We start from the raw sequence: 15269 nt of genomic DNA, 5'->3' as shown, positions 1-15269 counted from the left end.
GGCGACCTCCCCCCTCCAGGGGGAGGTGACGAGGAGATCACTTCTTCGCCTTGCCGGGGTCCTTGACGGCGTCGAAGGTGGCGAACTCGACGTTGTAGAGCTCGCCGTTCTTCTTCTCGACCTTGCGGATGTAGATGTTCTGGACGATGTCGCGGGTTTCCGGATCGATCGAGATCGGGCCGCGCGGGCTGTCCCAGGCCATGCCCTTCATGGCCGCCATCAGCTTGTCGCCGTTGGTGTCGCCATTGGTCTTCTTCAGCGCCTCGTAGATCAGATGCATCGCGTCGTAGCCGCCGACCGACATGAAGTTCGGGCGCAGGCCGTTGTTCGCCTTCTTGAACGCTTCGACGTACGTCTTGTTCAGCTCGGACGGGTGATCGGCCGAGTACATGTGCGCCGTGACCGTGCCGATCACCTGCTCGCCCATGCCGTTCAGCAGATCGTCGTCGGTGACGTCGCCGGGGCCGATGATCTTGATCCCGGCCTTGTCGAGGCCGCGCTCGATGAACTGCTTGACGAAGGTGGCGCCCTGGCCGGACGGCACGAACACGAAGATGGCGTCGGGCGAGGCGTCGCGGGCACGCTGCAGGAACGGCGCGAAGTCGGGCGCGGCCAGCGGCACCTTGACGGCTTCGAGAACCTGGCCGCCCCCCTTGGTGAAGGCCTCGGTGAAGGTCTTCTCGCTGTCGGCGCCCGGCGCGTAGTCGGACACGATGGTGACGACCTTCTTGATGCCGTTCTTGGCCGCCCATTCGCCGATGATGACGCTCGACTGCGGCAGCGTGAAGCTGGTGCGCAGGATGTAGGGCGAGCGCTCGGTGATGATCGACGTGCCGGCATTGGCCACGATGGTCGGCACCTTCGCCTCGGTGGCGAGCGGCGCGACGGCCAGCGCCGTCGGCGTCACGGCGAAGCCGACCAGGAAGCTCACCTTGTCGCGTACGATCAGCTCCTGGGCGAGCCGCTTGGAGTTATCGGCGACGGCGCCGTCGTCCTTGACGATCAGCTCGATCTTCTTGCCGGCGACGGTGTCGCCGTGCTGCTGCATGTAGAGCCGCATCGCCGCCAGCGTCTGCACGCCGGTCGACTGCTGCTGGCCCGTCATCGCCTCGATGACGCCGATCTTGACGACACCTTGCGCCGACGCGGGACCCGCAGCCGCTAGGCCGAGAGCCACCGCGAGGGGTGTCAGCAGGTGCTTGAGCATGGTTCCTCTCCGGTTGCTTCGCTTTTTCGCGTTTATATTTGATGTCCCAGCCGGCTCACCGGGTGGGTTGGTCTGCCCATACCAAGGCTCTTCGGCCGCTCGTCCCCGGAAGGCGAGGACCCAGGGCGACGCGGCAGGAAACCCCCGATTCCCGCCTTTGCGGGACGAGCCGACGACGATCCGGCGAACGCCGGTCAGATCTCGAAGAACACCGTCTCGGTGTCGCCCTGCATGCGGATGTCGAACGTGTAGACGGGGTGCCCGTTCTGCACCGACTTGGCGGCGACCAGGGTGCCACGGCGATCTGCCGGCACCAACGCCAGGATCGGGTCCGCGGCGTTGCCGGGCTCGTCGTCGAAATAAATCCGCGTGTAGCTCTGGCGCAGCATGCCGCGGGCGAACACGCCGACCAGGATGTGGGGCGCCTGCGGCGTGTCGTCCGGCCCCGGGACCGAGCCGGGCTTGATGGTCTCGAACGAGAAGCGCCCCTCGGCGTCCGTGCCGGTGCGGCCGAATCCCTGGAAGGTCGAGTTCCGCGGCCGCGGATCGGCCGGACTGGCGTAGCGTCCCTGCGCGTCGGCCTGCCAGATCTCCAGCATCGAGTCGGTGATCGGCGCACCGTCGCCGTCGAAGATTCGCCCCTCGATGCGGATCCGTTCGCCGGCAGCGTCCGCCGTGACGAGATTGTTGCCGAACGTGTCCTTCCAATCGTACTTGCCGTTCGGCGTCAGCCCATAGGCGAAATACGGGCCGACCGTCTGGGACGGCGTGATACCGAACGTCATCTCAGCTCTCCATCGGGGTCTGGTTGCGGCCGCGCAGCACGATGTCGAACCGGTAGGCGAGCGCCCATTCGGGCACGGTGTTCTCCAGGTCGAAGGACGAGACCATGCGGTTGCGGGCGTTCTCGTCGGTGACCGAATTGAAGATCGGATCGTACTGGAAGAGCGGATCGCCCGGGAAATACATCTGGGTGACCAGCCGCGACACGAAGGAGTGCCCGAACATGGAGAAGTGAATGTGCGCGGGACGCCAGGCATTGGGGTGGTTGCCCCACGGATAGGCGCCCGGCTTCACGGTGATGAACTTGTAATGGCCGTTCTCGTCGGTCTTGCTGCGCCCTGCCCCGGTGAAGTTCGGATCGAGCGGGGCCGGATGCTGATCCACCACGTGGATGTAGCGACCGCAGGCATTGGCCTGCCAGATCTCCACCAGCGCGTTGGGCACCGGACGGCCGTCCTCGTCGAGCACGCGCCCGTGGACGATGATGCGCTCGCCGAGCGGCTCGCCGGCGTGCTGGCGGGTGAGATCCTCGTCGCCCGGCTGCACGGCGTCCTGCCCGTAGACCGGGCCGGTCAGCTCGCTGAGCGTATGCTTCATCAAGATCAGCGGCTTGGTCGGGCACCGCTTGGGCGTGCTCTTGTACCCTGGAGACAGGCGGGGCGGAAAAGCGGACAGACTCTGGGTGGGAAAAAAGAAGGTCATGGGGGTCCTTGGCGTTTCCCGGAGCGCTGCGTGTCGCAGCCTGTTTTGATGCATTTCAACCCGGCGGTATCGCGAATGCAAGAGCCGATTGGTCATTCTTTGGACGCATGGGGCGATAATCGCGCGACAAACTGTATCTGGCCGACCGCGATCGCTGTGCGGCGACACAGCGAACCGTCGTGAGAAGAAACAATCACGACCGCGGGCCGCGGACGAATGATCTGCTTCAGGAGGCAAGACCCTGGGCACGCCGGGTGCGGGCATGCAGGTCCCGCAGGGTGCCGAGCTCGCTTTCGGTCGGCATCGCGGTGTCTTCGACGCGGTCCGCGAACCGCACCGGCCAGCCGGTGGCGTCCTGGACCTCCCGGCGCGTGATGCCGGGGTGGAGCGACGTGACCGTCATCTCCTTGGTCTCCGGGTCCGGCTCGAAGACGCACAAGTCCGTGATCAGCCTGGTCGGCCCCTTGGTCCGAATTCCAAGCCGGGCGCGATGATCGCCCCCCTCGCCGTGCCCGAACGTCGTGATAAAATCGAGCTTGTCCACGAAGCTGCGCCGACTCTGCTTCATGGTGACGAAGATCTCGCCGCAGTGGGTCATGATCTCGGGCGCGCCGCCGCTGCCGGGCAGGCGGGTGACCGGCTTGTCGTACGATCCGATCACCGTGGTGTTGAGATTGGCGAAGCGGTCGATCTGGGCGCCGGGCAGGAAGCCGACCGTAATGCGTCCGCCCTGGAGCCAGTACCGGAACATCTCCGGCACCGACACGGTGGTCAACGCCGTCTCGCACAGCTCGCCGTCGGCGATGGAAAGCGGCAGCACCGTGGGCCTGGTCGCCAGCGTGCCGGACTCGTAGATCAGCGTGATGCCGGGCGCATGGGTGAGGCGGGCGAGATTGCAGGCCGCCGACGGAAGCCCGATGCCGACGAAGCAGACGTCGGACGAGCGCAGCGCGCGGGCCGACACCACGGTCATCATCTCGGTCGCAGTCCAGGCGAGCGTCATTGCGTCCTCACGCGGCCGCGCGGCGGCCATGCGCCGCGAAAGCTTCGGGTCCCTGCCCCAGCACGTTGGCCTTCATCCAGGCCATGAAGGCCTCGCGGTCGCGGGCGATGGCGTCCCAGCCGAGATAAAAGGCATTGTCGCGGTCGTAATAGCCGTGCGCGTAGGACGGATAGGCGCCGCCCGGCACCTCGACCACGGCCGTGAGGGTCCAGGACGGCAGGATCACGGCGTTCGGGCTGCGCGGGCCGAAGTCGTCGACGATCTCCTCGACCGTGACGATGGCACGCTTCGCCGCCAGCACGGCCTCCTTCTGCACGCCCAGAATGCCCTCGATCAGCACATTGCCGTCGCGGTCGGCCTTTTGGGCGTGGACGATGGCGACGTCGGGCCGCAGCGCCGGCACGGCGGCGAGTTCTTCACCGGTGAATGGGCAGGTGACCCGCCGGATGTTGGGATTGACCTTCGGCAGGTCGACGCCGAGATAGCCGCGAAACAGCGCGAACGGGAGACCGGCGGCACCCGCCGCATAGGCATTGGCCATGGCGGCATGGGCGTGCTCCTCCAATGTCAGCGGGTGCGGCCAGCCGCGCTCCACCGCATCGCGGAACCGGTGCAACGAGCCGACACCGGGATTGCCGCCCCACGAGAACACCAGCTTCTCGGCGCACCCCATGCCGATCATCTGGTCGTAGACGATGTCGGGCGTCATCCGCACCAGGGTCAGGTCGCGGCGGCGCTGGCGGATCACCTCGTGGGCGGCCGCATGCGGGATGAGATGGGTGAAGCCCTCGATGGCCACCGAGTCGCCGTCGTGCACGGCCGAGGCGATCGCCTCACCGAGAGACATGAAGGTGGACATGGGGCGGCCCCCCGGAACCGTCGGTCGGCGACAATCGAACAGCGAGGAATGCAGCGCACTCTAGGAGCGCGCCGGGAGCCCGGTCAAACGGCGGCGACAGCGGCACGACGAGGCCGCCCGAAAGTTTCGGTTTCCGAAGTCCCGCCAGAGGCCTGTGCCCGCTTCGGACGGGAGGCCCGCATGCCACGCACGCAGTCCTCACGGCTGGCGCAACGGGGAAAATTTGGCCATGGTCCCGGCCGCCGACGCCCCACCCGCCCCCGAAGCGCCCCAGACGAGGCCCCCGCCGATGCGCATCGATGCCTACACGCATTTCATCCCCGCCGGCATCCTGGCCGCCATGGACCGGCTCGGCGCCGGCCAGCAGGGCATCGGCAAGCGGATGCGCGGCATCCCCTGCATCTACGATCTCGACGCCCGGCTGCGCATGCTGGACGAGTTTCCCGACTATGCTCAGATCATCGCCTATTCGAGCCCGCCCATGGAGGACGTGGCCGGGCCGGACAAGGTCGAGGAGCTCTGCCGGATCATCAACGACGGCTTGGCCGAGATCGTCTCGCGCCATCCGCACCGCTTCCCCGGCTTCGTCGCCCAGGTCTCGCTCGCCGACGTGCCGGGCGCGATCCGCGAGGGAACCCGCGCAATCCGGGATCTCGGGGCCTGCGGCGTACAGATCTACACCAATGTGAACGGACGCCCGATCGACCTGCCCGAGTTCGAGCCGTTCTGGGACGCGCTGGAGAAGCTCGACAAGCCGGTGTGGATCCACCCCGCGCGGCGCGCCGATTTTTCCGACTACAAGAGCGAGGACAAGTCCCTCTACGAAATCTGGTGGACGTTCGGCTGGTCCTACGAGACCGCCGCCATGATGGCGCGCCTCGTCTTCTCCAAGGTGCTGGACCGCCATCCCGGCCTCAAGCCGATCGTGCACCATTTCGGCGGCATCGTGCCGATGCTGGACGGCCGCATCGGCCCGGGCTGGGACCAGATCGGCACTCGCACCTCGGACGCCGACTACGCGTCGCTGAAGGCCTCCCTGAAGAAGCGGCCGCTGGACTACTTCCGCGAGAGCTTCTACCCCGACACCGCCGTCTTCTCGTCGACCATCGGCGCCCAGGCGGGCCTCGCCTTCTACCCGAAGGAGAACATCCTGTTCGCCACCGACTGCCCGTTCGACCCCGAAAAAGGCCCCGGCTTCATTCGCGACACCCAACGGATCCTCGACTCCCTGGGGCTGCCGCAGGAAACCCTGGACCTGATCTATTTCGGCAATATCCAGCGGATCACGGGCAAGACGTTCGTCAGGTGAGCCTTTCTGCACCCTCCAGGGGAGTGTGCAGAAACGCCATCTCTCCACAGCCCGGCGGACCTGCCCCTTAGAATCCTCGGACCGCTTCTGCTAGCGTGCGGCCGCCATGGATGCTGTGCACAAGCCTGTTCCCGACGCTCCCGCGGATGCGGACGCGCCGCGTGCCGATACGCGTGATCCGGACACCCGTGTCGCCGACGCGCAGGCGCGCGCCGACGCCCGCGTCACGCCGATGATGGAGCAGTACATCGAGATCAAGACCGCCAACCCGGACTGCCTGCTGTTCTACCGGATGGGCGACTTCTACGAGATGTTCTTCCAGGACGCCGAGACGGCCAGCCGGGCGCTCGGCATCGTGCTGACCAAGCGTGGCAAGCACCAGGGGCTCGACATCCCGATGTGCGGCGTGCCGATCGAGCGCGCCGACGAGTACCTGCACCGGCTGATCGCGCTCGGCCACCGGGTCGCCGTGTGCGAGCAGCTCGAGGACCCGGCCGAGGCGAAGAAGCGCGGCGGCAAGTCGGTGGTGAAGCGCGACGTCGTGCGCCTGGTCACCCCCGGCACGCTGACCGAGGACTCGCTCCTCGATTCCCGCCGCAACAATTTCCTGGCCGCCATCGTGCGGGCGAAGCCGTCGGCGAGCGGCGAGGAGGCGCGCTTCGCCCTCGCCTGTCTCGACATCTCGACGGGCGAGTTCCGGCTCACCGAATGCGATCGGACCCGCCTCGCCTCCGAGATCGCCCGCGTTGAACCCGGCGAGGTGATCGTCTCGGACGCGCTCTACGAGGACACCGAGGTCGCGCCGTTCCTGCGGACGCTTCCGGCCGTGACGCCGCTCGGACGCGACGTGTTCGACGGGGCGAGCGCCGAGCGCCGGCTCACGTCGTACTTCGCGGTGGCGACCAGCGAGGCTTTCGGCACGTTCTCGCGGCTCGAGTTGACCGCCGCGGCGGCCTGCATCACCTATGTGGAGCGCACCCAGCTCGGCAAGCGGCCGCCGCTGTCGCCGCCGACCCGCGAGGCGCTCGGCGCCACGCTGCTGATCGACGCGGCCACGCGCGCGAACCTCGAGTTGATGCGGACGCTCGGCGGCGAGCGTCGCGGCTCGCTGGTCGCCGCCATCGACCGGACCGTGACGGCGGCGGGCTCGCGCCTGCTCGCCCAGCGCATCGCGGCACCGCTCACCGATCCGGCCGCGATCGACCGACGGCTCGATGCGGTCGCCTCCTTCACCAGCGAGTCCACCATCCGCAGCATCGTGCGTGACAGGCTCGCCGCGGCGCCGGACCTCGCCCGCTCGCTCGCCCGCATCGTGCTGGCGCGCGGCGGCCCGCGCGATCTCGCGGCGATCCGCGACGGCCTCGGCGCTGCCGCGGATCTCGGCGTCAGGCTCGGCAGCGCGACGATGCCGGACGAGATCGCCGAGGCGGTGGCGAATCTCCGCTCTCCCGACCCGGCCCTTCAGGCCATGCTGTCTACCGCCCTCGCCGACGAGCTGCCGCTGCAGAAGCGCGACGGCGGCTTTGTGCGCCCGGGCTACGAGGCGGCACTCGACGAGGCGCGGGCGCTCCGTGACGAATCGCGCCGCGTCATCGCCGCCTTGCAGGCCCGCTACGCCGAGGAGACCGGGCTCCGGGCGCTGAAAATCCGGCACAACAACGTGCTCGGCTATTTCGTCGAGGTGACGGCGCAGAACGCCGAGCGGCTGATGACGCCGCCGTTCAACGCCACCTTCATCCACCGCCAGACGCTCGCCGGCCAGGTGCGCTTCACCTCGACCGAGCTCGGCGCCCTGGAAGCCAAGATCGCCAGCGCGGCCGACCGCGCGCTCGGGCTCGAGCTCGACATCTTCGAGCGCCTCGTCGCCGCCGTCGTCGACGCGGCCGATGCCGTGAAGGCTGCGGCCCGCGCGCTCGCCGTGGTCGACGTGGCCTCGTCGCTCGCCGCGGTCGCGGTCGAGTGCCGCTTCGTGCGCCCGGAGGTCGACTCCGGCCTCGCCTTCTGTATCGAGGGCGGACGCCATCCCGTGGTGGAGCAGGCCATCGCGGTCGAGGGGGGCTCGTTCGTCGCCAACGACTCCGACCTGTCGCCGCCGTCCGCGAAGGCCTCCGGCCGCATCGCCGTCGTGACAGGCCCCAACATGGCGGGCAAATCGACCTATCTGCGCCAGAACGCGCTGATCGTCGTGCTGGCGCAGGCCGGGAGCTTCGTCCCGGCGACGCGTGCGAGACTCGGCGTGGTCGACCGGCTGTTCTCGCGCGTCGGCGCGGCCGACGATCTGGCGCGCGGGCGGTCGACCTTCATGGTCGAGATGGTGGAAACGGCCGCGATCCTGAACCAGGCCGGCGAGCGCTCGCTGGTGATTCTCGACGAGATCGGCCGCGGCACCGCGACCTATGACGGCCTCTCCATCGCCTGGGCAGCGATCGAGCACCTGCACGACCGCAATCGCTGCCGCGCGCTGTTCGCGACGCACTTCCACGAGCTCACGGCGCTCGCCAACAAGCTCGACCGCCTGTTCAACATCACGGTGCGGGTGAAGGAGTGGCACGGCGACGTCGTGTTCCTGCACGAGGTCGTGTCCGGCGCGGCGGACCGCTCCTACGGCATCCAGGTGGCGAAGCTCGCCGGATTGCCGCCGGCCGTCATCGAGCGCGCCAAGCACGTGCTCGGCGTCTTGGAGGCCGAGGACCGCACCTCGCCGGCCCGCAAGCTGGTCGACGACCTGCCGCTGTTCGCCGCGCGGCCCGTCCCGGCGCCGAAGGCGGCGGATCCGCGCGCCGAGGCGGTGCTGAAAAAGCTCGCCGAGATCGACCCCGACGACATGTCGCCCCGCGAAGCGCTGGAGGCGCTCTACGCGCTCAGGCAGGCGGCACGGGAGTGATGCTCTTTCTTCACCTCCCCCTGGAGGGGGGAGGTCGGCGAGCAATACTCGCCGGGAGGGGGTCACAGCCTCTCCGTCGTGGTGGGGCCTCACCCCACCCCCGATGCGCTGCGCGCGTCGACCCTCCCCTCCAGGGGAGGGTGAAGCAAAGGGTCGACGCGCCGCGTGGCTCTACGCCGCGTCAGCTCTACGCCGCGTCGCTCTCCCGCGGGCGAACCGTCTGCTTCACCTCGAAGCCTTCGAACTTGGGATGCTCGAGATAGAGAGGCCCGGTGCCGGAGTTGTCGGCGCGGGCGTGTGCGATCTTGAACTCGTCCGACGTCGTCCACGCCTCGAAATACGCCTTCGACGCCCACACGGTGTGAGAGGAATACAGCGTGTGGTCCTCCGCCTCCGGCCCCTTGAGCAGGTGGAACTCGACGAAGCCCGGCATGCGATCCAAATACGTCTCGCGCGTCAGCCAGACCTGCTCGAAGGTCTCCTCGCTTCCCTTCTTCACCCGGAAACGGTTCATCGCAATGTACATCGAAGGGGCTCCTGTTGGGGCTGACGACAAATCGAAACCTGCCCGGCCGGCGAAGTAAAGTCGCTTCGCTAGCGCAGGAAGAAGCTGACCGGCACCGAGAACGTCATGGACTGACCACTCGGCGGCGGCGGGAACGGCGACGCACGGCGCACCATCGCCGTGGTCTCCTGATCGAGGCTGGCGATTCCCGATCCGCGACCGAGCCGGACCGAGGTGACACGGCCCGAGCCGTCGATCGTGAAGCTCACGCTGGTGCTGCCCTGCTGACCACTTGCCCGCGCCTCGGCCGGGAACTGCTTGTGCCGGGCGAGATGCGCCGCGACGATGCCGCGGTAGTTGGTGTTCAGGTCGGAGCGGCCGACGCCGATTCCGGCCGCGCTGCTCGACCGCGCCGGCGACGTGTTGGTCTCGCGTGCATCGTTGGACGTGCGGGCGGCCGTCCGCTTCTTCGGCTCGGGCTTGGCCTTCGGCTTGGGCTTCGGCGCCGGCTTGATCTCAGGCTTGACCTCGAGCTTGGGCTGCGGCTTCGGCGGCTCGGGCGGGATCGCCGCGACCGTCTCCGGCGCCTCCTTCTCGATGACGGGCGTGGGCTCGGGGGGCGGCGGCGGCTCGTCCTTTTGCGGCTCGGGCGGCGGGTCCGGCTGTGCGACGGCGACCTGCTGCTCGACCGGCGGCTCCTCGGGCGTCGGCTCGGGCTCCGGCGCCTTGGCCTCCTCGACCTGCTTCTCCGGCTCGGTCTTCTCCGGCTCCTGCTTGGCCTCCTCGGTCGGTGCGGCCTCGGACGGGCTCGGGGTCGACGAGACCCCGGCCATGCTGTCGGCGCCGAGCACCATCTCGACCGAGATCACTTCGAGCCCGACGCTGGCCACCGGGGGCGGCTCGTGCGCGAAGGCCACGAGGATCGCCGCGTGCAAGGTCAACGAGCAGGCCGCGACCACGACCGACCGGCGCCGTGACCATCCCCGCGACGACACCGCCGGGCGATCGTCCGGTGAGGGCGGAGCAACAGGTGCGGCCGCGTGCGCCCCCGGATGATCGCGCTCTGCCCGGACATGCGCGAGCAGCACCACGTTCCCTGTCCCGATTCCATCACCGCCCGGATCGCTGTCGCGCCGAAGCTCGACCGCAGGGGCCTTGGAGAACACGTCGTTGTCGGGGGCGCGCCCCGGCACGACCGTGAGGAGGCCGCGCTGGGGATCGGGAAGGGAACGTGAGACTTTCATCGGCGAGATCAGGCTCCTCCGAAGCGGATTTTGACCGAGCCCTTGAACGTGATGCCGGGAGCGGCGGACGCCCACAGGAGGTCGTTCTGGGCGCCGACATCGCCTGCCGTCCGGGCGATCGCGTAGGGCCGGTAGTACTGGTTCAGCAGGTTGTCGATGCCGAAGCCCATCAGCACGTCGGGAGTGGGCTGATAGCCGAGATAGACATTGACGAGGTTGTACGAGCTCGCCGGGATGTAGTTCGCCGGAATATCGTCGTTGGACGCGACCGAAGCCCACCGCAGCGTCGCCGTGATCTTGCGGTCGAGGAAGCGGGCGCCGACGGTGGTGACGATCCGATCACCCTGAATCCGCACCAGGCCGACGCCGGTGTCGACGTTCTTGCCGCGCTGGAGCGTGCCGGCGACGCCGACGAACCAGCCGCCGGCGTCATACATGGTCTCCGCCTCGAAACCGTCGATGCGGGCGTGCGGAATGTTCTGGTACTGCTGATAGGACGCGCCGTAGATCGTGTTCGGACCGAACGCCGTCAGCTCGATGTAGTCGTCGACGTCGTTGCGGAACACGTTGAACTTGCCGCGGAACGTGGCGCCGGCCAGGAACACGTTGTCGTATTTCAGATTGACGCCGGCTTCCTTGTTCTTGCCGATCTCGGCCCGCAGGTTGGGATTGGGCAGGAAGCAGAACATGCCCGACGTGCCGTCCGCGCACGTCACCCCCGGAGGACCACCGGCCGATGCATGCGCGCCGCTGACCACCGTCTCGGTGAGTGACGGCGCCCGATAACCCTCGGCATAGGTGACATAGGGCGTGAAGCCCTCGATCGGCGTGACGCCGACCGTGATCTTCGGCGAGACGCGGTCGCCCGACGTGGTCGTGCCGAGGCCCGACAGCTCGTAGGTGTCGTAGCGCGCCGCGCCGATCACCTCGAGCCAGGTCGAGTAGTTGCTCTTGAGCTGCACGAAGGAGCCGCCGACCGTGCGCTCGCCGCCGGGCGTCGTAATGTTCGAGTTGCCGGTCTGATCGTAGGTCTGGACCTTGTCGTGAAACGCATCCCCGCCGATCGTGACGGCGTGGCGCAGCCCGAACGCCTCGAAGCGCGACGTGTTGTTGGCGTCGAAGCCCACCGTGTCGAGCAGGTAGCTGCGCTCGTCGCCGACGCAGCCGCTGACCGGATTGCCGGGCACGCCGCCGCACCGCGCGCTCGGCGTGGTCGAGATGTGCGCGATCTTGACCTGCTGGGAGTCGGTGCGGTTCCAGTAGACGTTGGCGTCCCAGTCGATGAGCTGATTGTCGGGCCGAACGTAGCGCCAGCGCGCGGCCGTGGTGATGTTGGTGAGGTCGGTCGCGTAGGTCGACGTGCCGGTCTGGTTGGTGCCGTTGATCGACCGGGTCGGCTGCCCGGCGTCGTACTGGAAGTTCTGGAAGATGCCGGTGAACTTCACCTCGTGGTGCTCGACCGGGCGGACCGTCAGCTTGGTGATGGCGCTGCCGACCTGGTTCCAGGAATTGATCACCTCGGTGCCGGAGCCGTCGTCGTAGCTCGCCTGCTTCCTGAAGCTGCCGCCGGCGAAGAAGTCGACGTTCGGGTTGACGTGCACACCGCCGAACACCGAGGCGAGGCCGCTGCCTTGGTTCGAGCCCGCCTGCGTGTGGCCTTCGACGCCCCATTTCTCTCCGGGCCGTACCACGTCCTGAATGTCCTTGGTGCGGAACGAGGCGACGCCGCCGATGGCACCCGTGCCGTAGATGTTGGCGGTCGGGCCGCGGACGATATCGACGCCGCCGATCAGCTCGGGATCGAGGAAGAACGCGCCGCTCGCGCCGTGGCCGGTGCGCTGATAATTCTGGCGCGCGCCGTCGACCACGACGGCGACACGGCCGAAGTCCTGCAGGCCGCGAATGTTGATCGAGGTGGACGGCTCGTCGCCGCGATCCTGCACGGTGACGCCCGGCACGGCGATCAGCATGTCGGAGAGACGCTTCGGCAGGATCTGGTCGATCTGGTCCATGCGGACCGTCGAGACCGGAGCGAGCGAATCGATCGCCTTCTCCTCGGTCTTGGTCGCCACCACCGTGATCGCGTCGAGCGACTCGGCCGACTGCGCTCGCGCCGCCGTCGCGGCGGCCGCCAGCACGGCGACGGCCGACACTCCTATGAGAAACCGATCTGCACTGCCCGCCCGTCCAGCCATCGAAGCCCCCACTCGCGATTGTCGAAATGTCGTCGCGGGCTGGCGTGCGAGCCGGAACCGGCTGGCTTGCTGGCGGACGTTGCGGCCCGTTCGGGTCCGCAGTTAAGGTCTTGCCTTTGGTAACCGACTGTATTACGGCACGTCAAGCAAGACTTCTAAAGTTTAGAACCGCTCTAAGAACCGAGTATTTCAGTCTAAAACGGCTCTAAACTAAAGACGTCGCCATGATCTTTACAGTATTATGTGAACGAGAGCCTCAGATGAACCGCCCCGAAAACGACCGAGGATCCGTGTCCGTGGCCGCTGTCGGGCCAGGCGACACTCGCGCTGAACGAAGCGTCCCGGTTGTCGGGCACCGCATCGAGAGCCGTGATCTGTTCGTGGCCACCCGGGAGATCATCATCACGCACGGGACCGACGCCTACCGGCTGCGGCTGACGGCCCAGAACAAGCTGATTCTGACCAAGTGAGGCATTCATGACACGGATGCCCCGAGCAATTCTTCGGCTCGCACTCGCAGCGACGCTGACGGCGGCCGCGACGGCCTCGGCTCTCGCGGTCGACGCCGTGAACGCGAACCGCATCGTCTCGGTCGGCGGATCCGTCACCGAGATTCTCTATGCGCTCGGCCTGGGGGACCGCATCGTCGCGGTCGACACCACCAGCATCTTCCCGCCGCGCGCGCTCACCGATAAGCCGAATGTCGGCTACATGCGCCAGCTCTCGCCCGAGGGCGTGCTGGCGATGTCGCCCTCGCTGGTGCTGGCGATCGATGGCGCGGGTCCGCCCGAAGCCGTCGCGGTGCTCAAGTCGGCGCGCGTGCGTTTCGTGCAGGTGCCCGATCGCTTCACCGCGAGCGGCATTCTCGACAAGGTCCGCACGGTCGCGGCGGCGGTCGGCGAGACCGCCCGCGGCGACTGCCTGGTGGATGCGCTGAAACGTGACTTCGCGACCCTCGAGACGGAGCGGCCGGCGGGTAGGCGGATGCCGCGCGTCCTGTTCGTTCTCTCCTTCGTCAACGAGCGCGCCATGGTGGCCGGCCGTGACACCGCGGCGGACGGCATCATCCGAATGGCCGGCGCCGAGAACGCCATCCCGGATCTCGCCGGCTACAAGCTGGTCGGCGACGAGGCGATCATCGCGGCGCGTCCCGACGTGGTGCTGATGATGGAGCGGCCGGGCCAGACGGTCTCGGCCGAGGCCGTGCTGTCACGTCCTGCCTTCGCGATGACGCCGGCCGGCACCCGCAAGGCGTTCGTCTCCATGAACGGCCAGTACCTGCTCGGCTTCGGCCCGCGCACGGCCCTCGCGGCGCGCGATCTCGCCACCCAGCTCCGCGCTGCCGTGGAGGACGGCACCATCGCGAAGCCGGCCGCCGACACCATGGCGGCCCGTCACGACGGCGCAGTCGGAGCCTGCCTCAAATGACCGACGGGGCCGCGACCCGGCATTCCCCGGTGGCGGAGCGCAGCGGCCCGCCCGGGCTGCGGGCCCTGCCGCGCTGGGTCGTGCTGGCCGCGCTCGCCGTCCTGCTCGTCGCCGCCGCCCTCGCCTCGGCCGCCATCGGGGCCGCCGGCATTCCGCCCGGGCGGCTCGTCACTGCGCTCGGTCTCGGTGACGCGACATCGCCCGACGTGGCCCGCGACCGGCTGATCCTGCTCTCGATCCGGCTGCCCCGCATCGTGCTCGCCGTCACGGTCGGCGCCCTGCTCGCCACCGCGGGCACCATCATGCAGGGCCTGTTCCGCAACCCGCTCGCTGATCCGGGCCTGGTCGGCGTCTCGGCCGGGGCCGGGCTCGCGGCGGCCGCCACCATCGTGCTCGGCGACCGGCTCCTGGGCGGCTTCGGACCGGAGGCGCTGCCGCTCGCCGCCTTCGCCGGCGCGCTCGGCGTGACGGCGATGCTGTACCGCATCGCCACCCGCGAGGGCCGCACCTCGATCGCCACGCTGCTGCTCGCCGGCCTCGCGCTCGGCGCGCTGGCAGGGGCCGGGACCGGGCTCCTGGTCTTCCTGGCAGACGACCGGCAGCTCCGGGACATCACCTTCTGGACGCTCGGCTCGATGGCGGGCGCGACCTGGCCGAAGGTGTGGGCGATGCTGCCGTTCCTCGCCGCCGTCCTGGTGTCGCTGCCGATGATCGCGCGCGGCCTCGACATGCTGGTGCTGGGCGAGGCGGAGGCATTCCACATGGGTGTGCCGGTGGAGAGCCTCAAGCGTTTCGCCATCGTGCTGATGGCGGCCGCGGTCGGCGCCGCCGTGGCGGCGAGCGGCGTCATCGGCTTCGTCGGCATCGTCGTCCCGCATCTGCTGCGGCTGGTGATCGGGCCGGCCCATCGCACGCTGCTGCCGGCCGGCGTGCTGTTCGGCGGGCTCGTGCTGCTGGTCGCCGACACCATTGCGCGGACGCTGGCCAGCCCGGCCGAGCTGCCGGTCGGCATCGTCACGGCGCTGATCGGGGCCCCGTTCTTTCTCGTGCTCCTGTTGCGCCAGCGCGCCGTGGTGGGCCTGTGAGCGTGATCATCTCACTCCCTCTGTCATTCCGGGGCGCGGCGAAGCCGCGAACCCGGAATCCAGCG

General features: G+C 68.5%; 13 protein-coding genes. 5 read left to right on the top strand and 8 right to left on the bottom strand.

Annotated features, from left to right (window positions below; translation table 11 throughout):
• Nucleotides 1-37: 37 nt before the first annotated feature.
• The 5 genes from CH341_RS03700 to CH341_RS03680 all read right to left on the bottom strand — a co-directional run bounded on the left by CH341_RS03700 (nt 38) and on the right by CH341_RS03680 (nt 4554).
• Nucleotides 38-1207, bottom strand: a complete 1170-nt coding sequence (locus CH341_RS03700) for an ABC transporter substrate-binding protein (RefSeq protein ID WP_111417682.1) — start codon at nt 1205-1207, stop codon at nt 38-40.
• 194 nt (nt 1208-1401) lie between these two features.
• Nucleotides 1402-1992: a protocatechuate 3,4-dioxygenase subunit alpha gene (pcaG, locus tag CH341_RS03695; protein ID WP_111417681.1), complete on the bottom strand. Its 591-nt coding sequence runs from the start codon at nt 1990-1992 to the stop codon at nt 1402-1404.
• Between the two features lies 1 nt (nt 1993).
• Nucleotides 1994-2692, bottom strand: coding sequence for a protocatechuate 3,4-dioxygenase subunit beta (gene pcaH / locus CH341_RS03690; RefSeq protein ID WP_111417680.1), 699 nt, complete (start codon nt 2690-2692; stop codon nt 1994-1996).
• Between the two features lie 226 nt (nt 2693-2918).
• Entirely contained in the window at nt 2919-3695 is a 777-nt protein-coding gene (locus tag CH341_RS03685) for a CoA-transferase subunit beta (protein WP_111417699.1), read from the bottom strand.
• A gap of 7 nt (nt 3696-3702) precedes the next feature.
• Entirely contained in the window at nt 3703-4554 is an 852-nt protein-coding gene (locus tag CH341_RS03680; RefSeq protein WP_111417679.1) for a CoA transferase subunit A, read from the bottom strand.
• Nucleotides 4555-4843: 289 nt separating this feature from the next.
• Between CH341_RS03680 and CH341_RS03675 the strand changes: the two genes are divergently transcribed.
• Together CH341_RS03675 and mutS are read left to right on the top strand one after the other, a co-directional pair.
• Nucleotides 4844-5863 carry an amidohydrolase family protein gene (locus tag CH341_RS03675; protein ID WP_111417678.1) on the top strand — a complete coding sequence of 340 codons (1020 nt, stop codon included), beginning with the start codon at nt 4844-4846 and terminating at the stop codon, nt 5861-5863.
• Nucleotides 5864-5969: 106 nt separating this feature from the next.
• Nucleotides 5970-8747, top strand: a complete 2778-nt coding sequence (gene mutS, locus CH341_RS03670) for a DNA mismatch repair protein MutS (protein ID WP_111417677.1) — start codon at nt 5970-5972, stop codon at nt 8745-8747.
• Nucleotides 8748-8934: 187 nt separating this feature from the next.
• On the opposite strand, the gene hmuQ is transcribed toward mutS, so the two are convergent.
• The 3 genes from hmuQ to CH341_RS03650 form a co-directional block, all read right to left on the bottom strand.
• The gene (gene hmuQ / locus CH341_RS03665) at nt 8935-9273 is read right to left on the bottom strand and encodes a heme-degrading protein HmuQ (protein ID WP_111417676.1); all 339 of its coding nucleotides are present in this window, start codon (nt 9271-9273) and stop codon (nt 8935-8937) included.
• Between the two features lie 68 nt (nt 9274-9341).
• Nucleotides 9342-10496: an energy transducer TonB gene (locus tag CH341_RS03660; protein ID WP_146604362.1), complete on the bottom strand. Its 1155-nt coding sequence runs from the start codon at nt 10494-10496 to the stop codon at nt 9342-9344.
• Between the two features lie 8 nt (nt 10497-10504).
• Nucleotides 10505-12691 (bottom strand): TonB-dependent hemoglobin/transferrin/lactoferrin family receptor, encoded by a 2187-nt coding sequence (locus CH341_RS03650; RefSeq protein WP_111417673.1) that lies wholly within the window; start codon nt 12689-12691, stop codon nt 10505-10507.
• A gap of 260 nt (nt 12692-12951) precedes the next feature.
• On the opposite strand from CH341_RS03650, the gene CH341_RS03645 reads away from it, so the two are divergent.
• The 3 genes from CH341_RS03645 to CH341_RS03635 are packed head-to-tail and all read left to right on the top strand — an operon-like array spanning nt 12952 to nt 15204.
• The gene (locus CH341_RS03645; RefSeq protein WP_111417672.1) at nt 12952-13161 is read left to right on the top strand and encodes a hemin uptake protein HemP; all 210 of its coding nucleotides are present in this window, start codon (nt 12952-12954) and stop codon (nt 13159-13161) included.
• A 7-nt stretch (nt 13162-13168) separates the two neighbouring features.
• Nucleotides 13169-14119 (top strand): heme/hemin ABC transporter substrate-binding protein, encoded by a 951-nt coding sequence (locus CH341_RS03640; protein ID WP_111417671.1) that lies wholly within the window; start codon nt 13169-13171, stop codon nt 14117-14119.
• Nucleotides 14116-15204, top strand: coding sequence for a FecCD family ABC transporter permease (locus tag CH341_RS03635; RefSeq protein WP_111417670.1), 1089 nt, complete (start codon nt 14116-14118; stop codon nt 15202-15204). Before CH341_RS03640 ends, CH341_RS03635 begins: the two co-directional genes overlap by 4 nt.
• The last annotated feature ends 65 nt before the right edge of the window (nt 15205-15269 follow it).

The sequence above is a fragment of the Rhodoplanes roseus genome (assembly GCF_003258865.1).
In the GTDB taxonomy this organism is placed as follows: Bacteria; Pseudomonadota; Alphaproteobacteria; order Rhizobiales; family Xanthobacteraceae; genus Rhodoplanes; species Rhodoplanes roseus.
This window is presented reverse-complemented; position numbering and strand designations above follow the sequence as displayed.

Bases quoted from the DNA above. Each gene is read 5' to 3' on its own strand.
- CH341_RS03700 (WP_111417682.1), bottom strand. From the start codon at position 1,207: ATGCTCAAGCACCTGCTGACACCCCTCGCGGTGGCTCTCGGCCTAGCG.
- pcaG (WP_111417681.1), bottom strand. From the start codon at position 1,992: ATGACGTTCGGTATCACGCCGTCCCAGACGGTCGGCCCGTATTTCGCC.
- pcaH (WP_111417680.1), bottom strand. From the start codon at position 2,692: ATGACCTTCTTTTTTCCCACCCAGAGTCTGTCCGCTTTTCCGCCCCGC.
- CH341_RS03685 (WP_111417699.1), bottom strand. From the start codon at position 3,695: ATGACGCTCGCCTGGACTGCGACCGAGATGATGACCGTGGTGTCGGCC.
- CH341_RS03680 (WP_111417679.1), bottom strand. From the start codon at position 4,554: ATGTCCACCTTCATGTCTCTCGGTGAGGCGATCGCCTCGGCCGTGCAC.
- CH341_RS03675 (WP_111417678.1), top strand. From the start codon at position 4,844: ATGCGCATCGATGCCTACACGCATTTCATCCCCGCCGGCATCCTGGCC.
- mutS (WP_111417677.1), top strand. From the start codon at position 5,970: ATGGATGCTGTGCACAAGCCTGTTCCCGACGCTCCCGCGGATGCGGAC.
- hmuQ (WP_111417676.1), bottom strand. From the start codon at position 9,273: ATGTACATTGCGATGAACCGTTTCCGGGTGAAGAAGGGAAGCGAGGAG.
- CH341_RS03660 (WP_146604362.1), bottom strand. From the start codon at position 10,496: ATGAAAGTCTCACGTTCCCTTCCCGATCCCCAGCGCGGCCTCCTCACG.
- CH341_RS03650 (WP_111417673.1), bottom strand. From the start codon at position 12,691: ATGGCTGGACGGGCGGGCAGTGCAGATCGGTTTCTCATAGGAGTGTCG.
- CH341_RS03645 (WP_111417672.1), top strand. From the start codon at position 12,952: ATGAACCGCCCCGAAAACGACCGAGGATCCGTGTCCGTGGCCGCTGTC.
- CH341_RS03640 (WP_111417671.1), top strand. From the start codon at position 13,169: ATGACACGGATGCCCCGAGCAATTCTTCGGCTCGCACTCGCAGCGACG.
- CH341_RS03635 (WP_111417670.1), top strand. From the start codon at position 14,116: ATGACCGACGGGGCCGCGACCCGGCATTCCCCGGTGGCGGAGCGCAGC.